General features: G+C 74.0%; 16 protein-coding genes and 2 pseudogenes. 11 read left to right on the top strand and 7 right to left on the bottom strand.

Going from position 1 to position 25,930, the window contains the following annotated elements:
• Positions 1 to 2: 2 nt before the first annotated feature.
• The 3 genes from AC5L34_RS08965 to AC5L34_RS08955 form a co-directional block, all read right to left on the bottom strand.
• Positions 3 to 1,787, bottom strand: a complete 1,785-nt coding sequence (locus AC5L34_RS08965) for an N-acetylglutaminylglutamine amidotransferase (protein ID WP_441174338.1) — start codon at positions 1,785 to 1,787, stop codon at positions 3 to 5.
• A gap of 263 nt (positions 1,788 to 2,050) precedes the next feature.
• The gene (gene msrA / locus AC5L34_RS08960) at positions 2,051 to 2,713 is read right to left on the bottom strand and encodes a peptide-methionine (S)-S-oxide reductase MsrA (protein WP_089001946.1); all 663 of its coding nucleotides are present in this window, start codon (positions 2,711 to 2,713) and stop codon (positions 2,051 to 2,053) included.
• Between the two features lie 566 nt (positions 2,714 to 3,279).
• On the bottom strand, positions 3,280 to 3,690 hold the full coding sequence (locus tag AC5L34_RS08955) for an HIT family protein (protein ID WP_494824435.1): 411 nt from the start codon (positions 3,688 to 3,690) through the stop codon (positions 3,280 to 3,282).
• Positions 3,691 to 3,804: 114 nt separating this feature from the next.
• Here AC5L34_RS08955 and AC5L34_RS08950 point away from each other — a divergent pair, with 114 nt between their 5' ends.
• The 3 genes from AC5L34_RS08950 to ilvA are packed head-to-tail and all read left to right on the top strand — an operon-like array spanning position 3,805 to position 7,631.
• Positions 3,805 to 4,947: a cystathionine gamma-synthase gene (locus AC5L34_RS08950; protein ID WP_441174336.1), complete on the top strand. Its 1,143-nt coding sequence runs from the start codon at positions 3,805 to 3,807 to the stop codon at positions 4,945 to 4,947.
• Between the two features lie 15 nt (positions 4,948 to 4,962).
• Entirely contained in the window at positions 4,963 to 6,360 is a 1,398-nt protein-coding gene (locus AC5L34_RS08945; RefSeq protein WP_494824433.1) for an amidase, read from the top strand.
• Between the two features lie 50 nt (positions 6,361 to 6,410).
• Positions 6,411 to 7,631, top strand: a complete 1,221-nt coding sequence (gene ilvA / locus AC5L34_RS08940) for a threonine ammonia-lyase (RefSeq protein WP_089001942.1) — start codon at positions 6,411 to 6,413, stop codon at positions 7,629 to 7,631.
• Between the two features lie 150 nt (positions 7,632 to 7,781).
• On the opposite strand, the gene greA is transcribed toward ilvA, so the two are convergent.
• Complete coding sequence (gene greA / locus AC5L34_RS08935) at positions 7,782 to 8,279, bottom strand: transcription elongation factor GreA (RefSeq protein ID WP_441174334.1); 498 nt, start codon at positions 8,277 to 8,279, stop codon at positions 7,782 to 7,784.
• A gap of 155 nt (positions 8,280 to 8,434) precedes the next feature.
• Positions 8,435 to 8,869, bottom strand: a complete 435-nt coding sequence (locus AC5L34_RS08930; RefSeq protein ID WP_441174332.1) for a DUF4307 domain-containing protein — start codon at positions 8,867 to 8,869, stop codon at positions 8,435 to 8,437.
• Positions 8,870 to 9,062: 193 nt separating this feature from the next.
• Between AC5L34_RS08930 and mca the strand changes: the two genes are divergently transcribed.
• The 7 genes and pseudogenes from mca (at position 9,063) to purE (ending at position 16,944) form a co-directional block, all read left to right on the top strand.
• The gene (mca, locus tag AC5L34_RS08925) at positions 9,063 to 9,944 is read left to right on the top strand and encodes a mycothiol conjugate amidase Mca (protein ID WP_441174331.1); all 882 of its coding nucleotides are present in this window, start codon (positions 9,063 to 9,065) and stop codon (positions 9,942 to 9,944) included.
• A gap of 48 nt (positions 9,945 to 9,992) precedes the next feature.
• On the top strand, positions 9,993 to 10,286 hold the full coding sequence (locus AC5L34_RS08920) for a hypothetical protein (protein ID WP_363904647.1): 294 nt from the start codon (positions 9,993 to 9,995) through the stop codon (positions 10,284 to 10,286).
• A gap of 221 nt (positions 10,287 to 10,507) precedes the next feature.
• The gene (locus AC5L34_RS08915) at positions 10,508 to 12,997 is read left to right on the top strand and encodes a putative bifunctional diguanylate cyclase/phosphodiesterase (protein ID WP_441174651.1); all 2,490 of its coding nucleotides are present in this window, start codon (positions 10,508 to 10,510) and stop codon (positions 12,995 to 12,997) included.
• 84 nt (positions 12,998 to 13,081) lie between these two features.
• Positions 13,082 to 14,336: pseudogene (locus tag AC5L34_RS08910) on the top strand (thioredoxin domain-containing protein); the annotation flags it as partial.
• A 65-nt stretch (positions 14,337 to 14,401) separates the two neighbouring features.
• Positions 14,402 to 15,127, top strand: a pseudogene (locus AC5L34_RS08905) (hypothetical protein); the annotation flags it as partial.
• Positions 15,128 to 15,217: 90 nt separating this feature from the next.
• A complete protein-coding gene (locus AC5L34_RS08900; RefSeq protein ID WP_441174330.1) occupies positions 15,218 to 16,399 on the top strand; it encodes a 5-(carboxyamino)imidazole ribonucleotide synthase in 1,182 nt (393 codons plus the stop codon).
• Between the two features lie 53 nt (positions 16,400 to 16,452).
• Positions 16,453 to 16,944: a 5-(carboxyamino)imidazole ribonucleotide mutase gene (gene purE, locus AC5L34_RS08895; RefSeq protein ID WP_089001934.1), complete on the top strand. Its 492-nt coding sequence runs from the start codon at positions 16,453 to 16,455 to the stop codon at positions 16,942 to 16,944.
• A 1,065-nt stretch (positions 16,945 to 18,009) separates the two neighbouring features.
• Here the strand turns inward: purE and AC5L34_RS08890 are convergent.
• Together AC5L34_RS08890 and AC5L34_RS08885 are read right to left on the bottom strand one after the other, a co-directional pair.
• Complete coding sequence (locus AC5L34_RS08890; RefSeq protein ID WP_441174329.1) at positions 18,010 to 22,917, bottom strand: SCO7613 C-terminal domain-containing membrane protein; 4,908 nt, start codon at positions 22,915 to 22,917, stop codon at positions 18,010 to 18,012.
• A 162-nt stretch (positions 22,918 to 23,079) separates the two neighbouring features.
• On the bottom strand, positions 23,080 to 24,507 hold the full coding sequence (locus tag AC5L34_RS08885) for a UDP-glucose dehydrogenase family protein (RefSeq protein WP_089001932.1): 1,428 nt from the start codon (positions 24,505 to 24,507) through the stop codon (positions 23,080 to 23,082).
• 249 nt (positions 24,508 to 24,756) lie between these two features.
• Between AC5L34_RS08885 and AC5L34_RS08880 the strand changes: the two genes are divergently transcribed.
• Positions 24,757 to 25,920 carry an acyl-CoA dehydrogenase family protein gene (locus AC5L34_RS08880; protein WP_089001931.1) on the top strand — a complete coding sequence of 388 codons (1,164 nt, stop codon included), beginning with the start codon at positions 24,757 to 24,759 and terminating at the stop codon, positions 25,918 to 25,920.
• Positions 25,921 to 25,930 lie beyond the last annotated feature (10 nt).

Here is a 25,930-nt window from a genome sequence, read left to right as displayed (position 1 = left end):
GGTCAGTCGATTCCGTGGCTCTGGAGCCACATTTCCAGGAGTCCGAGTTGCCACAGCTTGTTTCCGTTCAACGGGGTCAGTTCGGCATTCGGGTCGGCGAGCAGGGCGTCGACGTAGTCGGCGCGGAACAGGTCGCGGCGGCGGGCCTCGGGCGCGGAGAGCGCGTCGCGTACCCGGTCGAGGAGCTTGCCCTCCAGGTGGGTGAGGCCGGGCACGGGGAAGTAGCCCTTCGGCCGATCGATGACCTCGTGCGGCAGCACGCGGCGGCCGATCTCCTTGAGCACCCCCTTGCCGCCCTGCGCCAGCTTCAGCTCCGGCGGGCAGCTCGCGGCCAGCTCGACGAACTCGTGGTCGAGGAACGGCACCCGGGCCTCCAGCCCGTGTGCCATCGTCATGTTGTCCACCCGCTTGACCGGGTCGTCGGTCAGCATGACCTGGGTGTCGATCCGCAGGCCGGCGTCGACCGCGGTCTGGGCGCCGGCCCGCCCCAGGTGGGCGGCCACGAACTCCCGCGCCGGGTCGCCGTCGGTCAGCCAGGCCGGGTTCAGCACCCGGGCCAGCCCGGCCGCGTCCCGGTCGAAGAAGGCCCGGGCGTACGTGTCGAGCGCCTCGTCCCGGCCGACCTTCGCCAGCGGCGGGTACCAGTGGTAGCCGCCGAGGATCTCGTCCGCGCCCTGGCCGGACTGCACGACCTTGACGTGCTGCGAGACCACCTCGCTGAGCAGGTAGAACGCCACGCAGTCGTGGCTGACCATCGGCTCGGACATCGCGGCGACGGCCGCTTCCAGCGGCGGCACCAGGTCGGCGGCGGCCACCCGGATCTGGTGGTGGTCGGTGTCGAACGTCTTCGCCACGAGGTCGGAGTAGCGGAACTCGTCGCCCTCCCGGCCGCCGACCGCGTCGAAGCCGATGGAGAAGGTGGAGAGCCCGCGCTGGCCCTCGCCGGCGAGCAGGGCGACAACCAGGCTGGAGTCCAGGCCGCCGGAAAGCAGCACGCCCACCGGCACGTCGGCCACCATCCGCCGGCGTACGGCGGTGGTCAGCGACTCCAGCAGGGCGTCCTGCCAGTCCTTCTCGGACCAGCCGGCCCGCTCGGCGGAGCGGGTGAAGGACGGGTCCCAGTAGACGCGCTCGGAGGTGCGGCCGTCGGCCTCGTAGACGCGTACGGTCGCCGGGGGCAGCTTGGCGACGCCGCGCAGGATGGTGCGCGGCGGCGGCACGATGCTGTGGAAGCTCAGGTAGTGCGCGAGCGCGACCGGGTCGATGCCGGTGTCGACGCCGCCCCCGGCCAGTAGCGCGGGCAGGGTGCTGGCAAAGCGCACCACACCCGGCGTCTCGGCCACGTAGAGCGGCTTGATGCCGAGCCGGTCGCGGGCCAGCACCAGCCGGCCCGTGTCCCGCTCGCTGATCGCCACGGCGAACATGCCGACCAGGTGGTCGACGAAGTCGAGCCCCCACTCGGCGTACGCCTTGAGCACGACCTCGCTGTCGCCCGAGGAGAAGAACCGGTGGCCCTTGGCCTGGAGTTCCGCGCGCAGCTCGCGGTAGTTGTAGATGCAGCCGTTGAAGACGCCCGTCAGTCCCGCCCCGGGGTCGACCAGCGGTTGCCCGCTCGCCGCGGAGAGGTCGATGATCTTCAAGCGTCGGTGCCCGAGGGCGGTCGGGCCCTGGGCCCAGACGCCGCTGTCGTCGGGCCCCCGGTCGCTCATCGTGGCCGCCATGCGTTCCACCGCCGACACGTCGGCGCGTGAACCGTCACGGCGGAACTCTCCCGCAAGTCCGCACATGCCAGGCAATGCTGCCAGAGGGCAGCGAGGATTGCCCGTTGGGATGATAACGGTTTCTTGAAGATTTGCTACACTGCGCGATTTCGTCGCGCCCCGTGTCGACCATGGTGGCAGAGCGCGTCAAGAGTGGCAGCCGGGGCGTTTCGCCGTCGGGGGCGGATGTGATCGACCGCTCAGTTCCGGTGGCAGGCGACCGGCGCGGCTGACGCCGCACCGGTCCGCCTGGGTGTGTCCGTCCGGTGTGCCGGTGGCTGGCCGGCCCCTCAGCCCGACGTACGGGCGACGCCCACCGGGCAGCTCAGCCCGTTCGGGCCGTGGTTGCAGTACCCGTTCGGGTTCTTCGTGGGTGCCAGGTACTGCTGGTGGTGGTCCTCGGCGAAGTAGTACTCACCCAGTCGCTCGATCTCGGTGGTGATCTCGCCCTTGCCGGCCCGCGCCACGATCGGCGCGAACGCCTCCCGGGACGCCTGGGCGGTGGCGAGCTGCTCGTCCGTGGTCACGTAGATCGTCGACCGGTACTGGGTGCCCACGTCGTTGCCCTGGCGCATGCCCTGGGTCGGGTCGTGGTTCTCCCAGAAGACCTTCAGCAGGTCCTCGTAGCTGATCCTGGTGGGGTCGTAGACCACCTGGACCACCTCGGCGTGCCCCGTCATGCCCGAGCACACCTCCTCGTACGTCGGGTTCGGCGTGATGCCGCCCGCGTAGCCGGCGGACGTGGTGATCACGCCCGGCAGGGTCCAGAACAGCCGCTCGGCGCCCCAGAAGCAGCCCATGCCGAACACGGCCACCTGCGAGCCCTCCGGGAAGGGCCCCTTGAGCGGGGTGCCCAGCACCTCGTGCCGATCCGCGATCGGCATCGCGATCAGGCGACCCGGCAGGGCCTGGTCGGGGGTGGGAAGCTCGGCCTTGACACGGCGCAGGAACACGGTGGGACTCCTCTCGTACCTCTCCCAGCGTGCAACACCGCCGGACCCGCCTTCCTTACCCGCTCCGCCCACACTCAGGCGGGCCGCCGCCGAAACGGGCACGAGGCGCCGCATGAGGCGCCGCGCGGGTCGCGATACCAATACTGTCGGTGACGTCAGCTGTCGGCAGGTCGGACCCTCTTCGCGCGCTTTGCTCTGCATCCTCATACGCACCGGTCACCGTGCGTGGCGGTGAGCTCCACCGCAGCCGTGTCCCCGCTTCGTGTCGTCGCAGGTAGGAGCCGTGGTGCGGATGTGGATGCAGAGCAAAGGCGGGAGGGTGGCATCGCGGCCGCCGCTCGCGGCCGCCACAGAGAGTTACGTAGCGCGATTACCACTCTCCGTGACGGCGATGGGTGTCGGGAGGCCATGCAGGCAGGGCTCGGCCGCGCCCGCCGGGGCGCGCCGGCCGCCGGACCGCTGGGGCTACCGGGCCGTCGGGCCGCCGGGGCGGGCCGCTGGGCCGCTGGGCCGCCGGGCCGCCGGGCCGCTGGGGCCGGCGAGGCCGTGGGTGCTCCCGCAGCCTGTCAGAGGGCCGCGGTGATGCGAGCGGCGTACGTCTGGGCCTCGGCGTCGTCGGCGTAGCGGGTGCGCGGCCAGAAGAAGCCCCGCAGGCCGTCGCCCCTGGTGCGCGGCACCACGTGGGTGTGCAGGTGCGGGACGGACTGGGACACCTTGTTGTTCATCGCCACGAACGTCCCACCGGCCTCCGTGCCGGTCTCCACGGCGACCGCGAGCCGGCGTACCAGGCCGAAGTAGCCGGCCAGCGCTTCGGCGGGAAGGTCGGCCAGGGCGACCAGATGCGTGCGCGGCACCACCAGCACGTGCCCCTTGAAGACCGGCCGGGTGTCCAGGAACGCCACCCCGTCGGGCTCGTCGGCCACCCGGAAGGCGGGGACCTCGCCCGCCACGATCCCGCAGAACACACACCCGCTCATCGGTCCAGGCTATGCCGGCCGCCCCGCCGACAGACGTCTCCACCGGCCCGTCGGGCGCGGACCCGACAGGACCGTTCCGTTCCAGCCCTCGGGACGGGGCATTAGCCTCACGGGATGAGTCACGGCTTCGACACGCTCGCCATCCACGCCGGCCAGGACCCCGAGGCCCGCACCGGCGCGGTGATCCCACCGATCTACCAGACCAGCACCTACGCCCAGGACGCCGTCGGCGCGCCGCGGCTGGGCTACGAGTACAGCCGCTCCGGCAACCCGACCCGCGACGCCCTCCAGGAGTGCCTCGCCGCGCTGGAGGGTGGTCCGGTCGGGCTCGCCTTCGCCAGCGGCCTGGCCGCCGAGGACACCCTGCTGCGTACCGTCTGCAAGCCGGGCGACCACGTGGTGATCCCCGACGACGCGTACGGCGGCACGTACCGGCTCTTCGCGCGCGTGGCCGAGCGCTGGGGGCTGGACTACACCCCGGCGAAGGTCTCCGACCCCGACGCGATCCGGGCCGCCGTCGAGCCGGGCCGGACCCGCATCGTCTGGGTGGAGACGCCCACCAACCCGCTGCTCGGCATCGCCGACATCGCCGCGCTGGCCGGCGTCGCGCACGACGCGGGCGCCCTGCTGGTCGTCGACAACACGTTCGCCTCGCCGTACCTCCAGCAGCCGATCGCGCACGGCGCCGACGTGGTCGTGCACTCCACCACCAAGTACATCGGCGGCCACTCCGACGTGGTCGGTGGCGCGCTGGTGGCCGCCGACGCCGGGCTCGGCGAGGAACTGCGCTACCACCAGAACGCGATGGGCGCGATCAACGGCCCCTTCGACGCGTGGCTCACCCTGCGCGGCATCAAGACCCTGGGCGTACGCATGGACCGGCACTGCGACAACGCCGAGCGGATCGCGGCCTACCTGGACGGGCACGCCAAGGTCGGCCAGGTCATCTACCCCGGGCTGCCCGCGCACCCGGGCCACGAGGTGGCCGCGAAGCAGATGCACCGCTTCGGCGGGATGATCTCGTTCCGGGCGGCCGGTGGCGAGGAACACGCCGTCGAGATCTGCAACCGGACGAAGCTGTTCATCCTCGCCGAGTCGCTCGGCGGCGTGGAATCCCTGATCGAGCACCCGGGCCGGATGACACACGCAAGTGCTGCCGGCTCGCCGCTTGAAGTTCCCGGCGATCTCGTGCGACTGTCTGTCGGCATCGAGACGGTCGACGACCTGCTCGCCGATCTGGAGCAGGCGCTGGGCTGACCGCTGGCTGGGAGGGTGGCCGTGCAGGACATCATGCCGACCTGGGTGGGGGCGACCGCCAAGCAGATCGCCCGGGGCGTACGCCGGGGCGACGTCACGGCCACCCAGGTCGTCGCCGACCACCTGGACCACATCGTCCGGGTCGACGCCGACCTCGCCGCGTTCCGCACGGTACGCGGCGGGGAGGCGATCACCGAGGCGGAGAAGGTCGACGAGCAGGAGGACCTGGCCAACCTGCCGCTGGCCGGGGTGCCGGTGGCGGTCAAGGAGAACACCGCCGTCGCCGGGCTGCCCACCTGGAACGGGTCGGCGGCCGTGCGTACGCCGGTGGCCGAGGCCGACCACGAGGTGGTCCGCCGGCTGCGCGGCGCCGGCGCGGTGATCCTCGGGGTGACCCGGATGCCGGAACTCGGCCTCTGGGGCATCACCGACGACGAGACCGCCGTCACCCGCAACCCCTGGGACACCGGGCGTACCCCCGGCGGCTCGTCCGGCGGGGCGGCCGCCGCCGTCGCCGCCGGCCTGGTGCCGATCGCCCACGGCAACGACGGCCTCGGGTCGATCCGCATCCCGGCGGCCTGCTGCGGCCTGGTCGGGCTCAAGCCGGGCCGGGGCGTGGTCCCCTGTCAGCTCGGCGCGGACGACTGGTTCGGCCTCACCGAGCACGGCATGCTCACCAGCACGGTCGCCGACGCGGCCGTGGGCTTCTCGGTGCTGGCCGGCCGTCGCCCGGACAAGCTGGTGCCGCCGCAGCGGCTGCGGGTGGGCGTCTCGCTGCGTTCGCCGGTGCGGGGGGTGCACGCGGACGCGCCCAACCGGGACGCGGTCGCCGCCGCCGGCCGGCTGCTCGCGGGCGCGGGCCACGACACCGTGCCCGCCGATCCGGTCTACCCGACGGCGCTGGGCCTGCAGGGCATCGCCACCTGGTTCGCAGCGGCAGCCGCCGACGTGCGGGCCGCCGGGCTGGACCGGCGCGGCCTCCAGCGGCGCAGCCGCCGCCACGTCGCCCTCGGCGAGTGGGCGCAGCGGCGCGGGTACGTCCGGGAGGCCGACCGGGCCGCCTGGCGCGAGCGCTCGATCGGCTTCTTCGCCGACCACTCGGTCGACCTGCTGCTCACCCCGGCCCTGGCGACCGTGCCGCCGGAGGCCACGGGCTGGTCCGCCCGGTCCTGGCGGGCCAACATGCTGGCCAGCATCCGCTACGCCCCGTTCGCCGCGCCGTGGAACATCGCCGGGCTGCCCGCGCTGGTGGTGCCGGTGGGCCGCCGCCCGGACGGCCTGCCGGTCGCCGTGCAGCTGGTCGGCCCGCCCGGCAGCGAGCTGCTGCTGCTCGGCGTCGCCGGTCAGTTCGAGATGCAGGCCCCCTGGCCCCGGCACGCGCCCGGCTACCCCCGCGTCCCCGCCGCCGTCTGAGAGGTGGCGTGCGCGCGTCGGCGCGGGTGCAGGGTGGCACGATCAGGGGCATGACGGAACTGGTCGGTCTCGCCGACGTACGGGCCGCGCGGGAACTGCTCGCGGGCGTCGTCCGCACCACCCCGCTAGAGCCCTCCCGGCCGCTCAGCGCGGCGCTGGGCGGACCGACGTGGCTCAAGTGCGAGAACCTGCAACGCGCCGGCTCGTACAAGGTGCGTGGCGCGTACGTGCGGATCTCCCGGCTGTCGGAGGCGGAGCGGGCCGACGGGGTGGTCGCGGCGAGCGCCGGCAACCACGCCCAGGGGGTGGCGCTCGCCGCCGGCCTCGTCGGTACGCACGCCACCGTCTTCATGCCGGTGAACGCGCCGCTGCCGAAGGTGGCCGCCACGAAGGGGTACGGCGCCCAGGTCGAGCTGGTCGGCAACACCGTCGACGAGTCCCTGGTCGCGGCGCAGACCTACGCCGAGCGGACCGGGGCGACGCTGATCCACCCGTTCGACCACCGGGACGTGATCGCCGGCCAGGGCACGGTGGCCCTGGAGATCCTCGAACAGTGCCCCGAGGTCAGGACGATCATCACGGGGGTGGGCGGCGGCGGGCTGGTCTCCGGCATGGCGGTGGCGGCCAAGGCGCTGCGGCCCGACGTGCGGATCATCGGGGTGCAGGCCGCCGGGGCGGCCGCGTTCCCGCCCTCCCTGGTGGCCGGCGAGCCCGTACGCCTCCCGGCGTTCGGCACCATCGCGGACGGCATCGCGGTCGGCCGGCCGGGGGAGCTCACCTTCACCCACGTCCGCAAGCTGGTGGACGAGATCGTCACGGTCTCCGAGGAGGACATCTCCCGTGCGCTGCTGATGCTGCTGGAGCGGGGCAAGCAGGTGGTCGAGCCGGCCGGCGCGGTGGGGGTGGCCGCGCTGCTGGCGGGCGTCGTCGAGGTGCAGGCGCCGGTGGTGGCGGTGCTCTCGGGCGGCAACATCGATCCGCTGCTGATGCTGCGGGTGATCGAGCACGGTCTCGCCGCCGCCGGGCGCTACCTGCGGGTGACCGTGCGCTGCTCCGACCGGCCGGGCCAGCTCGCGTCGCTGCTCGGCGAGATCGCCGAACACCGGGCGAACGTGGTGGACGTGGAGCACCAGCGGGCCAACCCGCACCTGCGCCTCGGCGAGGTGGAGGTGGCCCTGTCGGTGGAGACCCGGGGGGTCGAGCACTCCGACACGCTGATCAGCGCGTTGCGGGCCAGCGGCTACCAGGTGGTCTTCGCCGGCGAGGCGTGACACCGGGACCGGTGTCACGCCTCGCCGCGTCGTTCGTCGTCGCCACCTGCCCGGTGGCGTGTCGCCGCCCGGTGCCGGGTCACCGGCGGGCGTGCCGTCCGCTCGGTCTGCCGGGCGGGCGGGACTCAGGCCGGGCCCGCCGGACGGGGGTCAGCCGGAGAACGGCTCGAAGCTGACCACGGTCACCTTGATGTCGGCCCCGCTGGGGGCGGTGTAGGTGCAGGTCTGGCCGGGCCGACCGCCCAGGATCGCCTGGCCCAGCGCCGACTCGGGGCTGTAGACCGTCAGCTCGGTGGTCGACGCGATCTCCCGGGAGCCGAGCAGGAACGTCTCGGTGTCGTCCTTGTCGTCGTCGAAGTAGATCGTCACGACCATGCCGGGCGACACCACGTCGGCGGTCGGTGCCCCGCCCACCTTTGCGGTGCGGAGCAGCTCCTTCAGGTAGAGGATGCGCCCCTCGGCCTTGCCCTGCTCCTCGCGGGCGGCGTGGTAGCCACCGTTCTCCCGCAGGTCGCCCTCCTCGCGCCGGGCGTTGATCTCGGCGGCGATGACCGGCCGGTTGGCGATCAACTCGTCGAGCTCGGCCTGGAGCCGGTCGAATGCGTCCTGGGACAGCCAGGTGGCGGGCGCCTCGTTGCCAGTGGACACAGGCGGTCTCCTCGTTCGTGCGTGCTGGCTGACAGGTGAACTTCCAAGCTACCAGTGCGGTACGACACAGGGTGCGCTCGAGCACCGCCGGTGCCGCCGGCACCGGGGCAGCCCCGGGCATCCGTGCCGGTGCGCCCGGAGCGTGTCGTGGCTGCTCAGCCCGGGGGCCGGCAGCGCATCACCTCGCCGATGAAGGGCCGGGCGGTGGTAACCAGCCGGTGCTGGGTGCTCACGTGCCGTTGGTCGGGCCGGGCGGTCACCGTCACCTCTTCCCGGCCCACCTCGGCGCCGTCACGGTCGCGGGCGCGCACCAGGCACACCGCCGAGCCGCCCTCCGGCACGGTGACCCGGAAGTCCACCAGCACCTGGCTGTCGGTGATCCCGGTGTAGGTGATCACCTCGGCGTCGTAGTTCGGATCGCCGTACTGCCGGTAGAGCCGCACCGCGACCAGGGTCATGACGGCCACCATGGCGACCGCCAGCAGCACCGCCAGCAGCGGCCGTCGGCGCCCCGGCTCCCGGCGGCGGCCGTACCGGCCCGGCGGGAAGGCGGGCGCGCCCGGCGGAAGTGTGGCGTGCGTCTCGGTCACCGCTGGGTATCTCCTGGCGTCGTTGTCGGAGGCATCGGCAAGAATGGCAGAGTTCCATCCTCCCAGCCCGTCCCGTCGTCAAATATGGCAGGTCGGCACCGGCAGGTCCCCGGCGCGGGGGAGGATTCCGGCAGGTCAGCCGGGCGGTCCTGCGGGGGGTCCGCCGGCGGGCTAGAGACGAGGAGCGCCGACGTTGGCAGAGCAACTGCGACTGATGGCCGTCCACGCGCACCCCGACGACGAGTCGAGCAAGGGCGCCGCGACCATGGCGAAGTACGTCGCCGAGGGCGTGGACGTCCTGGTGGTCACGTGCACCGGCGGCGAGCGCGGCAGCGTGCTCAACCCGAAGATGGACCGACCGGACGTCTGGGCCAACATCGCCGACGTCCGCCGGGCCGAGATGGACGCCGCGCGGGCGATCCTCGGCGTCGAGCAGGCATGGCTCGGCTTCGTCGACTCCGGCCTGCCCGAGGGCGACCCGCTCCCGCCGCTGCCGGAGGGCTGCTTCGCCCTCCAGGACGTCGAGGTGGCGGCCGGCCCGCTGGTGCGGCTGATCCGCCAGTTCCGTCCGCACGTCGTCACGACGTACGACGAGGAGGGCGGCTACCCGCACCCCGACCACATCATGACCCACAAGGTCAGCGTGGCCGCGTTCGAGGCCGCCGGCGACCCGGAGCGCTACCCGGAGCTGGGCGAGCCGTGGCAGCCGCTCAAGCTCTACTACGACATCGGCTTCTCCAAGGGCAAGATCATGGCGCTGCACGAGGAACTGCTCGCCGCCGGCCTCAACTCGCCCTACGAGGAGTGGATCAAGCGCTGGGAGGACCGCCCCGACAAGGGGCCCCGGATCACGACCCGGGTCGAGTGCGCCGACTACTTCCCCGTCCGCGACGACGCGCTGCGCGCCCACGCCACCCAGATCGACCCCGACGGCTTCTGGTTCCAGGTGCCGATGGAGCTGCAGCGGCGGGCGTGGCCGACGGAGGACTTCGAGCTGGTGCGCTCGCTGGTCGACAGCCCGCTGCCCGAGTCGGACCTCTTCGCCGGGGTGCGCGAGACGGCCTGTGCCCGCTGAGTCGGGGCCGGGCTACCCTGGTCACCAACCGCAATCCGGAGGAACGCCATGCTGACCGCCGCACAGGTGCTCGCCCAGAACAACTTCGGGGACACCCGCACGGGTGGCCTGGCCGGCCCGATGGGCCTCTTCCTCATCCTCGTTCTGGCCGCCGCCACCGTCCTGTTGATCCGCAACATGAACTCCCGGCTGCGTCGCCTGCCCGACCGGTTCCCCCAGCAGGGCCCGCCGGCCACGCTCGACCGGGCGGACGCGGAAGTCGTCGATCCGACAGAGGGCACGCAGGCGCAGGATTCATCCACCCCTGCTCCCACCGGGCGTCAGCAGCGTCGCAACGGCTAGTCCACGCATGATTCACGTCGAACCCGGTCGTCGCCCCCTGTTGCGGCCACCGGGTTTGCCTTAGCCTCTCGCCGGGGGGACCAAGAGTTCCCGAGCCGTGCGCGGGAGGGGGCGCCGATGACCACCACACCAGCGGCAGCCCGTCGTGACGGCGAGCGGCCCGCGGGCGGAGCGGCTCGGTGACCTCCGGCAGGGCCGGCGAGTCGACCGACCGGCTCGAAATCCGCGGCACCCCCGCGCGGCTGCTCCTGCTCACGGTCGCCGTCGCGCTGACCGCCCTGGTCGCCGCCGGCCTGGGGTGGACCGCGCCGACCCGCCTGCCCGCAGACGACCCGCTCGGCGGGCCGGCCCGGTTCGGGCTCGCCGTCGCCGTGTTCGCCGTCGCCCAGCTGGCCCGGCTGCGGTTCCGCACCGCCGCCGGGATGGTGAGCATCACCTGGGGCGAGGCGGCGCTGATCATCTGCCTCTACCTGACGCCCACCGGCTGGCTCCCCTCCGCCGCGCTCCTCGGGGCCGCCCTCGCCTGGTCGGCCATGTCGCTGCTCGGCGACCGGCGGCCGGTCCTGGAGGTCGTCCGGATCACCGCCTCCCTGACCGCCGCCACCGCCCTGGCCGTCTCGGTCACCACCTGGCTCGGCGAGCCGCTGCTGGCGACGCCCACCCCGGCGCTCGCCCTGGCCGTGCTCGCGGGGTCGGTCACCTACCTCCTCGCCACCGCCTGGCTCGGCGGCGCCACCCTGGCGCTGCGCCACGGCATCCCCGTCGGGCCGCCGCTGCTCGCCGCGCTGCGGGGCAAGCTGCTCATGTTCGTCGGGAACGTGGCCGTCGGCCTGGTCGTGGTGGCGCTGCTGGAGCTCGACGCGCGCTGGCTGCTGCTGCTCCCGCCGCCGCTCTGGCTGCTCCAGCAGACCTACCGGCACCGGTTGCGCGCCGACCAGGAACGCCGCACCTGGCGGGCCTTCGCCGAGGCCACCGCCGCGCTCAACCAGCTCGACGAGCGGGGCGTCGCCACGGCCGCGGTGACCGGCGCGCTGGCCGTCTTCAACGCCGAACTCGTCGACGTCGACGTGGCGCGCGGCGACGGACGGTGGCGGCGCTACCGGGGTGATCCGGGCGGCCAACTGGTCGACCGCGAGGTCGCCCCGCCCGGCCGGAGCGAGCCCGAGGGTCACGAGCTGGTGCGTACCCTCACCGTGGGTGCGGCCCGGGTGGGCGAGCTGCGCATCCGGTTCCCGCGCTCCGCGCCCCCGACCGCCCGGGAACACGACGCCGTCGCCGCGTTCGGCGACGCTGTCGCCGCCGCGCTGCACGACGCCGCGACCCACCGGGAGCTGCGACTGGTCACGGCCCGCTCGTCGTACGAGGCGGTGCACGACCAGCTCACCGGGCTGGCGAACCGGTCTGCTCTGCTCAGCAAGGGCGACCAGGCGCTGCGCCAGCTCGCCCACGACCACCCGGTCGCGCTGCTGCTGCTCGACATCGACCAGTTCAAGGAGGTCAACGACACCCTCGGGCACGCCGCCGGCGACCAGCTGCTGCGGCTGACCGCCAACCGGCTGGGCACCCTCGCCCGCCCCGGGGACCTGCTCGCCCGCCTCGGCGGCGACGAGTTCGCGCTGCTGCTGACCTCGGTCCCGGTGATCGGCGACCGGGCCGCTCCGATGACGTACGCGCTGCGGCAGGCCCGCGAGATCGCCGAGCGGCTCGCCGCGCCGACCGAGGTGGCCGGGGTACGGATGTCCGTCGAGGTCTCCGTCGGGGTGGTGGTCGCCGACGCCGGCACCGCCGACCTGACCGAGCTGCTGCGCCGGGCCGACATCGCCATGTACCAGGCCAAGGAGGGCGGCGGCAGCGTCGCCGCGTACGACTCCGCCCGGGACGCCGCGAGTACCGACCAGCTCGCCCTGCTGGCCGAGCTGCGCGAGGCGCTGAAGACCGACGACCAGCTCGTGCTGGCGTTGCAGCCGGCGGTGGACCTGACCACCGGGGCGCCGACCGGGGTGGAGGCGCTGATCCGCTGGCGGCACCCGCGCCGGGGCTGGCTCGGGCCGCACGACTTCATCCGCCCCGTGGAGAACAGCGAACAGCTCGGCACCTTCACCCGCTACGTGCTGGACAAGGCGCTCGCCGTGGCCGCCGGCTGGGCCGGCGACGGGCTCGACGTGCCGATCTCGGTCAACCTGTCGGCGCGCAGCCTGCTCGACCCCCGCCTGCCCGCCGACATCGGCGATGCCCTGCGCCGGCACCAGGTGCCGCCGGACCGGCTGGTCCTGGAGATAACCGAGACGGTGGTGATGAGCGAGCTGGAGGTCATCGACGAGGTGCTCGCCACCCTGCGGTCGATGGGCGTGCAGCTCGCCGTCGACGACTTCGGCACGGGCTTCTCCTCGCTGACGTTCCTCACCCGGATCGCGGTCGACGAGCTGAAGGTGGACCGCTCCTTCGTGATCCGGATGGCCGACTCCCCGGAGGCGGCGGCGATCGTGCGTACCACCGTCGGTCTCGCCCACGAGCTGGGGCTGCGGGTGGTCGCCGAGGGCGTGGAGACCGCCGAGCAGCGCCTGGCGCTGGCCGAGCTGGGCTGCACGGCCGCCCAGGGCTACCACTTCTTCAAGCCCATGCCGGCCGACAAGATCGGCGCGGTCCTGGGCACCCTCCTCGACGAGGCCCGCCCCAACGTCCTGCCGCTGCGCGCCGACGGCGCCTCCTGACCCCGCCAGGCCGCCTGCGAGGCGGCGGTCCCGTCGGGTGCCGGAGCGCGGGCGGGCGCGCCACGGGATGGTTATGGTCGTCGGGTGAACCGACTCGCTGACGCCACGAGCCCGTACCTGCTCCAGCACGCCGACAACCCGGTCGACTGGTGGCCCTGGTGCGACGAGGCGTTCGCCGAGGCGAAGCGCCGGGACGTGCCGGTGCTCATCTCGGTCGGCTACGCCGCCTGCCACTGGTGCCACGTGATGGCCCACGAGTCGTTCGAGAACGAGCAGGTCGGGGCCCTGGTCAACGACGACTTCGTCGCCATCAAGGTGGATCGCGAGGAACGCCCCGACGTCGACGCCGTCTACATGACCGCCACCCAGGCGATGACCGGGCAGGGCGGCTGGCCGATGACCGTCTTCGCCACGCCCGACGGCACCCCCTTCTTCTGCGGCACCTACTTCCCCCGGCCGAACTTCGTCCGGCTGCTCCAGTCGGTCGCCGCCGCCTGGCGGGACCAGCGCGACGCCGTGATCCAGCAGGGCGCCGCCGTGGTCGAGGCGATCGGCGGCGCGCAGGCCGTGGGCGGGCCCACCGCGCCGCTGGACGCCGCGCTGCTCGACGCCGCGGCCGACCAGCTCGCCAAGGAGTACGACGCCACGAACGGCGGGTTCGGCGGGGCGCCGAAGTTCCCGCCGCACATGAACCTGCTCTTCCTGCTGCGGCACCACCAGCGCACCGGCTCCCCGCGCAGCCTGGAGATCGCCCGGCACACCTGCGAGGCGATGGCCCGGGGCGGCATCTACGACCAGCTCGCCGGCGGCTTCGCCCGTTACTCCGTCGACGGGCACTGGACCGTGCCGCACTTCGAGAAGATGCTCTACGACAACGCGCTGCTGCTGCGGACGTACACCCAGCTCTGGCGCCTGACCGGTGACCCGCTGGCCCGCCGGGTCGCACAGGACACCGCCTGGTTCCTCGCCGACGAGATGCGTACGCCGTCCGGCGGGTTCGCCTCGGCGCTGGACGCCGACACCGAGGGCGTCGAAGGATCGACCTACGTCTGGACGCCGACCCAGCTCATCGAGGTGCTGGGGGAGGAGGACGGCCGCTGGGCCGCCGACCTGTTCGCCGTCACCGAGGCCGGCAGCTTCGAGCACGGCACCAGCGTGCTGCGGCTCGCCCGGGACGTGGACGACGCGGACCCGGCCCTGACGCGGCGCTGGCAGGACGTCGTCGACCGGCTGCTCGCGGCCCGCCGGGAACGGCCGCAGCCGGCCCTGGACGACAAGGTGGTCGCCGCCTGGAACGGCCTGGTCATCACCGCGATCGCCGAGTTCAACCGGGTGGCCGACACGTTCGGGCCGGCCGGCCCCGACGACGGGTCGCAGACGCTGGAGGGCGTCGCCGACGGCACCTATGGCGCGATGCGCGACGCCGCCGAGTACCTGGCGAGGGTGCACATCGTCGACGGGCGGCTGCGCCGCGTGTCCCGCAACGGGGTGGTCGGCGATCCCGCCGGGGTGCTGGAGGACTACGGCTGCGTCGCCGAGGCGTTCTGCGCCATGCACCAGGTCACCGGCGAGGGGCGTTGGCTGGAGCTGGCCGGCCAACTGCTCGACGTCGCGCTGGAGCGGTTCGCCGCCCCGGGCGGTGCCTTCTACGACACCGCCGACGACGCCGAACGGCTGGTCAGCCGCCCCGCCGACCCCACCGACAACGCCACCCCGTCCGGGCGCTCCGCGATCGTCGCGGCGCTGGTCGCGTACGCGGCGCTGACCGGCGAGACCCGCTACCGGGAAGCCGCCGAGGCGGCCCTGTCGACCGTGGCGCCCATCGTCGGCCGGCACGCCCGCTTCACCGGCTACGCGGCCACCGTCGGGGAGGCGCTGCTCTCCGGACCGTACGAGATCGCGGTGGTCACGGACGACCCGGCCGGGGACCCGCTGGTCGCGGCGGCACACCGGCACGCCCCACCCGGCGCGGTGGTCGTTGCGGGCCGCCCCGGTCAGCCCGGCATGCCCCTGCTCGCCGACCGGCCGATGGTCGACGGGCGGCCCACCGCGTACGTCTGCCGGGGTTTCGTCTGCGAGCGCCCCGTGACGGCGGTGGACGACCTGATCGGCCAGCTCGGCCGGCGCTGAGTCGCACGGCCGGGGCGGCCGGGACCGGGGGTCGGGGATGCGGCAGCCGGCGACACAGGTCGCGGGGCGTGCCGATAGGCTGACGCCGCTATGGATTCCCGTACCGGTCTGCCCGTTGTCGGCATGGTGGGCGGTGGCCAACTGGCCCGGATGACCCACCAGTCCGCGATCGCCCTCGGCCAGTCGCTGCGCGTGCTCGCGCTGGCCCCCGACGACGGCGCCGCGCTGGTCGCCGCCGACGTCCAGTACGGCGACCACACCGACCTCGCCGCGCTGCGCACCTTCGCCAAGGCCTGCGACGTGGTCACCTTCGACCACGAGCATGTCCCCACCGAGCACATCCGGACGCTGGCGGCCGAAGGCGTGAAGCTCTTCCCGCCGGCCGACGCGCTGCTGCACGCCCAGGACAAGCGGGCCATGCGGGAGCGGCTCGGCGAGCTGGGCGCGCCGAACCCGGCGTGGCGACCCGTGGCGGAGCCCGCCGACCTGGTGGCGTTCGGCGACGAGGTCGGCTGGCCGGTGGTGCTCAAGGCGGCCCGTGGCGGGTACGACGGCCGGGGCGTCTGGCTGGTCGACGACGCGACGCAGGCCGACGGGCTGGCGAAGACCCTGCTGGCCGGCGGCACCCGGCTGATCGTCGAGGAGCGGGTGCCGCTGCGCCGGGAGCTGGCCGTGCAGGTGGCGCGCTCGCCGTTCGGGCAGGTCGCCGCGTATCCGGTGGTCGAGACGGTGCAGCGGGACGGCATCTGCGTCGAGGTGCTCGCCCCCGCGCCGGGCCTGCCGGAGGAGCTGGCGGTAGCCGCCCAGCAACTCGCCATCGACCTGGCGACCGCGCTCGGCGTGGTCGGCCTGCTCGCCGTGGAGCTGTTCGAGGTGGCCGACCAGACGGCGCCCGCCGGCAGCCGGATCGTGGTGAACGAGCTGGCGATGCGGCCGCACAACTCCGGGCACTGGACCATCGAGGGCGCGCGTACGTCGCAGTTCGAGCAGCACCTGCGCGCCGTGCTCGACTACCCGATGGGGGACACCTCGCTGACCGCTCCCGTGGCGGTGATGGCGAACGTGCTCGGCGGCGACCCGGGCGGGATGTCGATCGACGAGCGGCTGCACCACCTCTTCGCGGCCGAGCCGGGCGCCAAGGTGCACCTCTACGGCAAGCAGGTGCGTCCCGGCCGCAAGATCGGGCACGTCACGGTGCTCGGTGACGACCTGGACGACGTACGGGCGCGGGCCGCGCGGGCCGCCCGCTGGCTGCGCGAGGGGCACGAGTGAGCGTGACAGGTCAGGTTGCCGGCCCCGAGGGCGCGAACGAGAGGCAGAGCGCGGTGAGCGTCGTTGGGCTGATCATGGGCAGCGACTCGGACTGGCCGACGATGAGGGCTGCCGCCGAGGCGCTGGACGAGTTCGAGGTGCCCTACGAGGTCGAGGTCGTCTCGGCCCACCGTACGCCGATCAAGATGATCGACTACGGACGCGCCGCGGCCGACCGGGGCCTGAAGGTCATCATCGCCGGGGCGGGTGGCGCGGCGGCGCTGCCCGGCATGGTCGCCTCGGTCACCCCGCTGCCGGTGATCGGCGTCCCGGTGCCGTTGAAGCACCTCGACGGGATGGATTCGCTGCTCTCCATCGTGCAGATGCCGGCCGGTGTGCCGGTGGCCACCGTGTCGATCGGCAACGCCCGCAACGCCGGGTTGCTCGCCGTCCGCATCCTGGCCGCCGCCGACCGCACCCTGCTCGACCGCATGTCGGCCTACCAGGCCGACCTGGAGCAGTTGGTCGCCGAAAAGGACGCCGCCCTGCGCGCCTCCCTCGCCTGACCTGCGCCTCCCCATGCCGCCCGGGGCTGCCGACCTGACCGGCGGACGGCACAAGCGCCGCCTCTGGCCCAGGCCCTCCCACGCGGTGCCTGCTCCGCTGCGCGTCGTGCCTCCCACGCCGCTTCGCGCTTCCCGCCGCGCCTGCGTCTCCTGCCCCACTCCGCCCCTCGCGCCGTGCGGTTCCTCGCGCTGTTCCGCCCCTCGCGCTGTTCCGCCCCTGCCTGTCGAGCTTGCGCCTTCCGCACCGCTTCGCGCCTCTCCTGGCTCTCCGTGTCGTTCTTGCCCTTGCGCCGGACCTGTCTCGCGCGGTATCCAGCGGCCGGGCTACCGGATCGGCGGCTCGGCCGATGCCGTTGTTGCTCCGCCTCGCCAGCGCTCCGATCCGCTGCCCGTGAGCCCGGATCGGCCACCAGGAGGCCGATAGGCCACGGGGGTCGTCACTTGAAGTAACCGGGCAGTCCGTCACTCAGCGTTGCCATCTTGACCCGGAGGGGTCTGATCCCTTCGGGCCCTTTGCTCTGCATCCATCGACGCACCGCCCATCTGAGCTGGCACTTCTCTTTTGGTTGTCTGGACGAGGCGGCCAGGACTCGTAACGCATTGTGAGTGGTGCGCCGGTGGCTGCAGAGCAAAGGGCACAGAGGGCGGGTGGCCGTTGCTCCTCATGCCTTACACTGTGTGATCGCGTGGCTGGCAGGCGCGTGCCCGGCACTTCGTGGTCCGGTGGTCGGTGCCGTCACGAGGAACGGGTTGTGCAGCATGCCGGCGTGCGGGAGCGGCGGATGCGCGACCCGGGTCGAGCGTCGCCGTCCGGCCCCGGTCGTCCTCGCGTCCGACGGCGCACGTTCATCTACCGTGGGCCCCGCGCCCTCAGTGTGGTCGAGTCCGAACCACGCCGGCGTTCCGTTGGCGCTTCAGGCCCGCCGTCGACTGTCGCGGGCGCAACCCGCCCGGGACCGAGCCAGTGCCGCAGCCGGCCTGCGCCTGCAAGCGGCCTGCGCCCGGAATAGGGCGGCGCCGGTGACAGGCCCGCACTCGCGCCCGTCCCCGGGGGTGGGCCCGGTGTCAGCGCATGCCGCGCAGGGCTGTCTGGAGGCGTTCCTGGGCTCGGCGTCGGCGCTCGTTGCTCGCGCCGAGCGCCAGCAGCAGGATGCCGACGGGAATCAGGGCCAGCCACGGTCCCAGGCTGAACAGCGCGTGCACCGCCGCGATGGCGGTCACGGCGGCGCCGACGATCACCGGTGCCTGTTGCTGGCTCATCGACCCGAAGACGAGTACGGCCACGGCGCCGAGCAGCAGCAGCACCTGGCGCAGCGTGCTGGAGTCCGTCGCCAGCACGATCGCCAGGGTGGGCACGAAGGCGGCGACGAGCGCGGGCCCGTACGCGACCCAGCTGCTCAGATCGGGCCGGTGCCGCAGCTCCAGCACGCCGACGAGCAGGGCCAGCGCCGCGAAGGGCAGGGTGTACGCCTCCGGCAGGGCCACGTCGGCGACCCGCATCAGGATCCACCAGGCGGTGATCTCGCAGACCACCACCGCCCAGAACAGGATGCGTCGCTCCACCGGTCGGCGACCCGGCCGGGTGGCCGCCACACCGAGGACCGCGCCCCAGGCCGCGAGCAGCGCCGCGATGTGCCGGGGCGAGTCGAAGGCCAGCGCCAGGGCGATCAGGGCGGCAGCGTGCCCGCTCCACTCGACGGTGGCCGCCTCCCGCTGGGCCTCGGGGCGACGCAGCCTGGGCAGGGTCGCGGCGAAAACCTGGAGGGCCGCCCCCACCGCCAGTACGCCGATCGCGGACCAGACGGCCGCGAGCCCGGCCACCAGGCCGGCGGTGAGCACGAAGAGCTGTGCCATCAGCGAGGCGAACAGCCAGCCGAGGATGCGCGCCCGCTGGGTGGTGCCGAAGATCGCGGCCACCGTGCCGACGCCGACGGCGCCACCCAGGGTGAACAGGGTCAGCTCCCGAGTCGCCAGGCCACCGACCAGGCCCGCGCTCCCGGCGGCGAGCCCGATGGCGAAGACGAGCACCCGGGTCAGGCGCAGCGAGCGGGCCCGCTCGACCAGCGGTGGGGGCGGGGTGAGCGCCAGCCCCAGCATCGCGATGGTGAACACGGACAGCGCCGCCAGGGTGCTCGCCGGCCAGCCGTTGCCGAGCGACGCCGGGGTGATCAGCAGGGTCACGGCGGCGCCGGGCAGCACGACCGGTACCGCCCGGGAGCGCCGCCCGCCGCTGAAGCCGGTGGCGGCCAGCGCGGCGGTCGCGGTGAGCAGCAGCGCGGTCAGCACGTGGGTCGGGTCGACCGCCTCGGGGGGCGGGGTGAGCAGCTCCGGGGGTGGTCCCTGCCAGACCCGGCCGAGGCTGCGGTGCGGATCGACCAGCGCGACGACCAGGGCCGGGGCGATCGACACCAGCGCCAGGACGGTGGGCAGCGCACCGGCGGCGAGCGCACCGGCGGCGGGGCTGACCCGCCAGCGGCGCTGCGTCCCGTCGTCGGGCAGCCGCCGCAGTGCGCCGTCGAGCAGCACCGACCAGCGTCGTACGGGCTGGGCCGCGCCGACCGGCGGTTCGGTCGCGCCCCGGACCAGCTCGGCGAGCACCCCGAGCAGGGCCGCGGCGGCGGCGTACACACCGACGGGCTGGTTGGTGGGGACGGCGGCCAGGGCGCTCACCGTGGCGCCACCGGCCACCGCCGCGCTCGCCCAGGGCAGGTACTGCGGGACCCGCCGCCGGACGGCCGCCACCGCCGCCAGGCCCAGGCTCGACGCGGCCAACGCGGCGGTGAGCACCACCTCCGGCGCGCGCCCGAACTCGGCGGCCAGCGCCGCGACGGCACCCGGGAACGCGAGCAGGGCGGCGCCGGCCGCGGCGCCTCCGATCTGGGCGAGGTGCGGGGGCATCCCCTCGTTCTCGATGTCCTCCACCAGCGGCACGGCCAGCGACCGGGCCAGCGCGGCCACCACGAGGCCGATCAGCGCGATGCTGCCCAGCGCCAGCGCGGTGGTCCACGGCCGGACCAGACCCGCTCCGGCGGCGTGCAGGGCGACGACGCCGGCCACGACGGCCCGGGACAGGCCCGCCCGGGGATCGACGGCGGCCACGGCAGCCGCCCCGAAGACGGTGGCGACCATGCCGCCGACCAGGACGGGCGACCACCACGGCAGGTCGAACGCGGCCGGCGCGCCGATCGTGGCGAGTACGGCCGCCACGCCCGACACGTCGTACTTCCACGGTGGTGGCAGCAGCACCGCGGCGGCGACGCCGAGCAGCGCCAGGGCCACGGGGGCCTGCCACGTCGACCCGCCGGTCGGCCCGGCCGGCCAGCCGGTCAGGTCCCCGTTCCAGATCGGGCCGGGGGTGGCGAGCACGCCCAGCCCGCCCCGCAGCGCGCTCCAGCCGGCCAGCAGCCCGATCAGCACGCCGCCGACGGCGAGGCCGACGGTCGGTCCGCGTCGCCACTCCTCCGGCATGGCCCGGGCGGCCACGGCCACCACCAGCACCAGCCCGGCGGCGACGGCGAGCTGCCCGCCGGGAGCGAGGACGGCCGCGATCCGGGCCAGGGTGGCGATCAGGGCGGCGGTGACCGCCGCGGCGGCCAGGTCGGAGCCGTCCAGGGTGAGGTCGGAGCGTCGGCCGGCGTCGATGGGACCGGCGAACACCACCATGGCGCCGGCGACGAGCAGCAGGCCACCCACCCAGGCGTCGGCGGCGGTGGCGCCCGGGGCGCCGAACGCGGCGGCGGTGACCGTGACCGCGCCGAGGGCGGTGCCGACGGCCAGCGGCGTCGGGATGCGTCGCTGGGAGACCTGCACGACGGCGGCGTGGCCGAGGGTGACGCAGACCGCCAGGAAGCTGGCCGCGAGCACCGGGACGGTGACCTCGCGCAGGCTCGCCGGGGTGGGCGTCGGGTCGACCGGCACGGTCGCGGCGACGAAGGCGGCCACCGCGCCCGGCAGGGCGAACGCCGCGCCCCCGGCGGCCCAGGCCGAGACGGTGTCGGCCGCCGCCGGGGCGAGTCGCATCCGGGGCGCCACGGCGACGAGGACCCCGGCGGCGAACAGGGTGAGCAGGACCGCCGTGGTCAGCGCCGGCCGGGCCAGTCCGGCACCCGCGCCGAAGAGGCCGACGCCGGCGGCGGTGGCCGCGTGCGCCAGCGCCGCGCGTTCCGTGCGGGCGGAGAGCCCGACCACCCCGATGCCGACCGCCGTCAGCACCATCGGCCAGGGCGCGGCCGCCCATCCGAGGCCGAACGACGCGGGTACGGCGAGCGCGGTCAGCGCCGCACCGACCACGGCGAACTCCCGGCGGATCTCGGACGGCAGGGCCAGCACCGCCGCGACGGTCAGCAGGAAGGCGCTCGCGGCGAGCTGCCAGGCGGCCGGGCCCACGGCCGCCGCCAGCTCGGCCGGGTAGCGGTCCAGGTCGGCCGCCCAGGCCGGCAGCGCGGCCCGGACGGGGGCGACCCCGGCGCGGAGGGCGCCACCGGCGACCACCACCCCGCTGACGGTGAGCGCGACCGCCGAGGCGAGCTGCGGCCCGCGTCGGGCCGCCTCCGGTACCGCCCGGACGGCCAGCCCGGTGAGCGTGATGACGGCGGCGATCAGCAGCAGCGCCCGCCCGGGGAAGGCCACCGAGGCGATCCGGCTCAGCGCACCGATCACGGCGAGGGTGAAGATCCCGGCGCCGAGGTCGGGCAGCGGCGGCCGGCGCAGCACCAGCGTGCCGGCCAGCCCCACGGCGGCAGCCAGCAGCAGCGCCAGCCCGGCCCCGGTCGCGGCCGGCACGGTGCCCGCGCGCAGCAGGGCGGAGACGGCGTACGCGAGGGCGAGGGCGACCGCCACCCCGTGCAGCACCCAGGTCAGCTCCCGCAGCCACGGCACCGGACGGCCGGCCGGGGCCCGGTCCTGCGCCGGCAGCCCGCCGTCGAGCACCTCGCCGGCCTCCTCGGGCGCCCCCTCGGGCCGGCCGTCGGCGTGGCGCTGCCGGGGTGCGCTCGCGGGCGCGGCCGGGGGCTCGGGCAGGTCCTGGCGGACCGGCCGCTCCACGGTGACGGGGGAACGCGCCAGCCACAGGTCGAGCAGGGCCACCGCCGTCAGCACCAGCGCCCAGCCGCCGGGGCCGGTGATCCGGTCGTACGCCAGCAACGGCAGCACCGGCTGGGCGGCCAGTACGGTGGCGAAGCGGGGCGCGCGCAGCCCCGTCCAGCCCGCGTAGCCGAACGATACGCCGGCGGTGACGGCGAAGACGATGGCGCCGAAGATCGCGCCCGAGGCACCGCCGTTGCCGATCCGGTCGACCGCCCACAGCGCGTAGCCGGCGAGCGGCACCAGGAGCAGGCCGACGGCCGAGATGGTCTCGGCGGTCGAGGTGAGCCCGCGCCGGGCCAGCACCGGCGGGGCGAGCAGCATGAGCACGGTCGCGAGCAGCAGGACGCCCAGCCGGGCCAGCGCGTCCATGGAGCTGGTGGCCACCGCGGCGAAGACCACGGCGGCGACGCCGAGCAGCAGCGCGCCGAGCCCGAGGGGGATGTTCTGCACCTCGCGGGAGGACGCCTCCGGTGGATGCTCCGGGTCGTCGGCGTCGAGCCAGGTGGCGGCCGACGGCGGGGGCGGGGGCGGGTCCTCCGGGCCGGCCGGGGTGCCCTGCCGGGGGACCCGGGGCGGGGCGCCGGTGGCGGCCGTGGGCGGCCGGCGGCCCGGCCTCTTGCGCAGCACCCGGCGGGGGCGGGTGGCCTGCTTGAGGCGTTCCTCACCGGCGTGGGCGAGGATGTCCCGCTGGAAGAGCGCGGCCTGCATCTTGGCGGCGATCTGCCGCTGCTCGCTGGCGATGGCCGCCTCGCGGGCCTTCATCTCCGCGATGGACCGCTCGATCTGCGCCAGGTGCTCGACCCACTGTGGCTGGTGCGCACCGCAGTGCGGGCAGCTGACGGCCGGCTTGATCTCCCGGCCGCACGAGGAGCACTGAAAGGTCGCCACGACACCCCTCCACCCGCACTGTGGACTCCCACCCTCGCAGCATGCCCAATGTGGGCGCGGATTTCGACAATTGTCGGCGGGTCCGGGACAAAGATCGTCCATGCGGACGGCGAACGGCCGGTCGCGGAGCGTGCTCCGCGACCGGCCGTCGGTCGTCGATCGTCAGGGGCGGCCCATGCCGCGGTACTCCCAGCCGGCCTGCGTCCACAGTGCCGAGTCCAGGCAGTTGCGGCCGTCGACCACCTTGCGGCCGGCGACCAGCTCGCCGAGGGCCACCGGGTCGGCGTTGCGGAAGTCGGCCCACTCGGTGAGTACGCAGACCAGGTCCGCGCCGGTCACGGCCTCGTTGATGCCGGGCTCGTAGACCAGCTCGGGCGCCACCGCGCGCGCCCGTTCCATGCCCTGCGGGTCGTAGACGTGCACGTCGGCGCCGGCCTTGCGCAGCAGCGAGGCGACGGAGAGCGCCGGCGCGTCGCGTACGTCGTCGGTGTTGGGCTTGAAGGTCGCGCCGAGCACGGCCACGCGCATGCCGGAGAGGTCGGGCCCGGCGGGCCCGGAGCGGCGGCCGAGCAGCTCGGCGGCGAGCTGGACCACCCGGGTCCGGCGACGCAGGTTGATCAGGTCGACCTCGTGCAGGAAGCGCAGCGCCTCCCCGGCGCCCAACTCCTGGGCGCGGGCCTGGAACGCCCGGATGTCCTTGGGCAGGCAGGCGCCGCCGAAGCCGAGCCCGGCCTGGAGGAACCGGTTGCCGATGCGCGGGTCGAAGCCGATGGCCCGGGCGAGGTGGGTGACGTCGCCGCCGGAGGCCTCGCAGACCTCGGCCATCGCGTTGATGAAGGAGATCTTGGTGGCGAGGAAGGCGTTCGCGGCGACCTTGACCAGCTCGGCGGTGGCGAAGTCGGTGACCACGAGGGGCACCTCGCGGTCCTCGGTGGCGGCCAGGTCGAAGACGCCCTTGTGGGCGGCGTAGAGCATGCCGTTGGCCCACTCGCTCTTGACGCCGACGACGATCCGGTTGGGCCGCAGCACGTCGTCGACGGCGAAGCCCTCCTGGAGGAACTCCGGGCTCCACGCCACCTCGACCCCCAGATCGGTGGGGGTGTGCTTGCTGACCAGCTGCTCCACCCACTCGGCGGTGCCGACCGGCACGGTCGACTTGCCGACGATGAGCGCCTTGCGGGTCAGGTGCTGGGCCAGGCTGGTGACCGACGCCTCGACGTACGACAGGTCGGCGCCCATCCCGTCGGCGCGCTGCGGCGTGCCGACGCAGATGAAGTGCACGTCACCGAACTCGGCGACCTCGGCGATGTCCGTGCTGAATCGCAGCCGCCCGGCGCCCAGGTTGCGCTTGAGCAGCTCGTCGAGGCCGGGCTCGTGGATCGGCACCTCGCCGGCGTTCAGCATGGCGATCTTGTCGGCGTCGACGTCGAAGCCGAGCACCTCGTAGCCGAGCTCGGCGTAGCAGATGGCGTAGGTCGCACCGAGGTAGCCGGTGCCCAGGAAGGTCACCCGCGGTCGCTGCGCACCGGAGGGGGGCGTCACCGCGGCGATGGCGGGCATCGGCTGGGTGTTGGGGTACGGGATCGTCACGCCTGTCTTCTCCGCTCGCGCTGGCGTCGCGTCGTCGCGTCGCGTTCTGCTGCGGCGCCTGGGCGGGCACCGGAGGGACTCTAACGTCTGTCGGTTCCATCGTCGCCGGGCGGCTTCGGCGCTCTGCCACGTTCGAGGCTACGCGGCGGTAACATCACCTGAACTCTGTCGCTATCCTTCAGTCTGCGCCGTCGGCGGTCAGGAGACGCTACAGACTGCGCATGATAGCGGTGAAGGGGAGGGGCCGACATGGCCGCAGAGCAGTCGTTCGACGTCTACCGGTTGCCCGAGGAACACGAGGCGATCCGGGAGGCGGTCCGTGAGGTCTGTGCGGCCAAGGTGGCGCCGCACGCCGCCGAGGCCGATGAGACCGGCGAGTTCCCGAAGGCGTCCTACGACGCCCTGCGGGCCGCCGACTTCCACGCCCCACACATCCCCGTCGAGTACGGCGGCGCGGGCGCGGACGCCCTGGCCACGGCCATCGTGATCGAGGAGGTGGCGCGCGCCTGCGCCTCGTCCTCGCTGATCCCGGCGGTCAACAAGCTCGGCACGATGCCGCTGCTGCTGGCCGGCTCCGAGGAGCTGAAGCGGAAGTACCTGACCCCGGTCGCGGCGGGCGACGCGATGTTCTCGTACTGCCTCTCCGAGCCGGAGGCGGGCAGCGACGCGGCGTCGATGACCACCCGCGCGGTGCGTGACGGCGATCACTGGGTGCTCAACGGCGTGAAGCGCTGGATCACCAACGCCGGGGTCTCCGAGTTCTACACGGTCTTCGCGGTGACCGACCCGGCGGCCCGGTCCCGGGGCATCTCCGCCTTCGTGGTCGAGAAGTCCGACCCGGGGGTCAGCTTCGGCGCCCCGGAGAAGAAGCTCGGCGTCAAGGGCTCGCCGACCCGCGAGGTCTACCTGGACAACGTCCGGATCCCGGCGGACCGCATGATCGGCGCCGAGGGCACCGGCTTCGGCACCGCGATGAAGACCCTGGACCACACGCGGGTCACCATCGCCGCGCAGGCCGTCGGCATCGCCCAGGGCGCGCTCGACTACGCCAAGGGGTACGTCCAGGAGCGCAAGCAGTTCGGCAAGGCGGTCGCCGAGTTCCAGGGCGTGCAGTTCATGCTCGCCGACATGGGCATGAAGCTGGAGGCGGCCCGGCAGCTCACGTACACGGCGGCCGGCAAGTCCGAGCGGGGCGACGCCGACCTGACCTACTTCGGCGCGGCGGCCAAGTGCTTCGCCTCGGACGCGGCCATGGAGATCACCACCGACGCGGTGCAGCTGCTCGGCGGCTACGGCTACACCCGGGACTACCCGGTCGAGCGGATGATGCGGGACGCCAAGATCACCCAGATCTACGAGGGCACCAACCAGGTGCAGCGCATCGTGATGGCCCGTCAGCTCCTGAAGGGCTGACCGGTCGGCG

It is taken from the genome of Micromonospora sp. ZG13 (assembly GCF_059359355.1).
The sequence above is the reverse complement of the archived record's forward strand: the minus strand, read 5'-3'. Positions and strand labels throughout refer to the sequence as shown.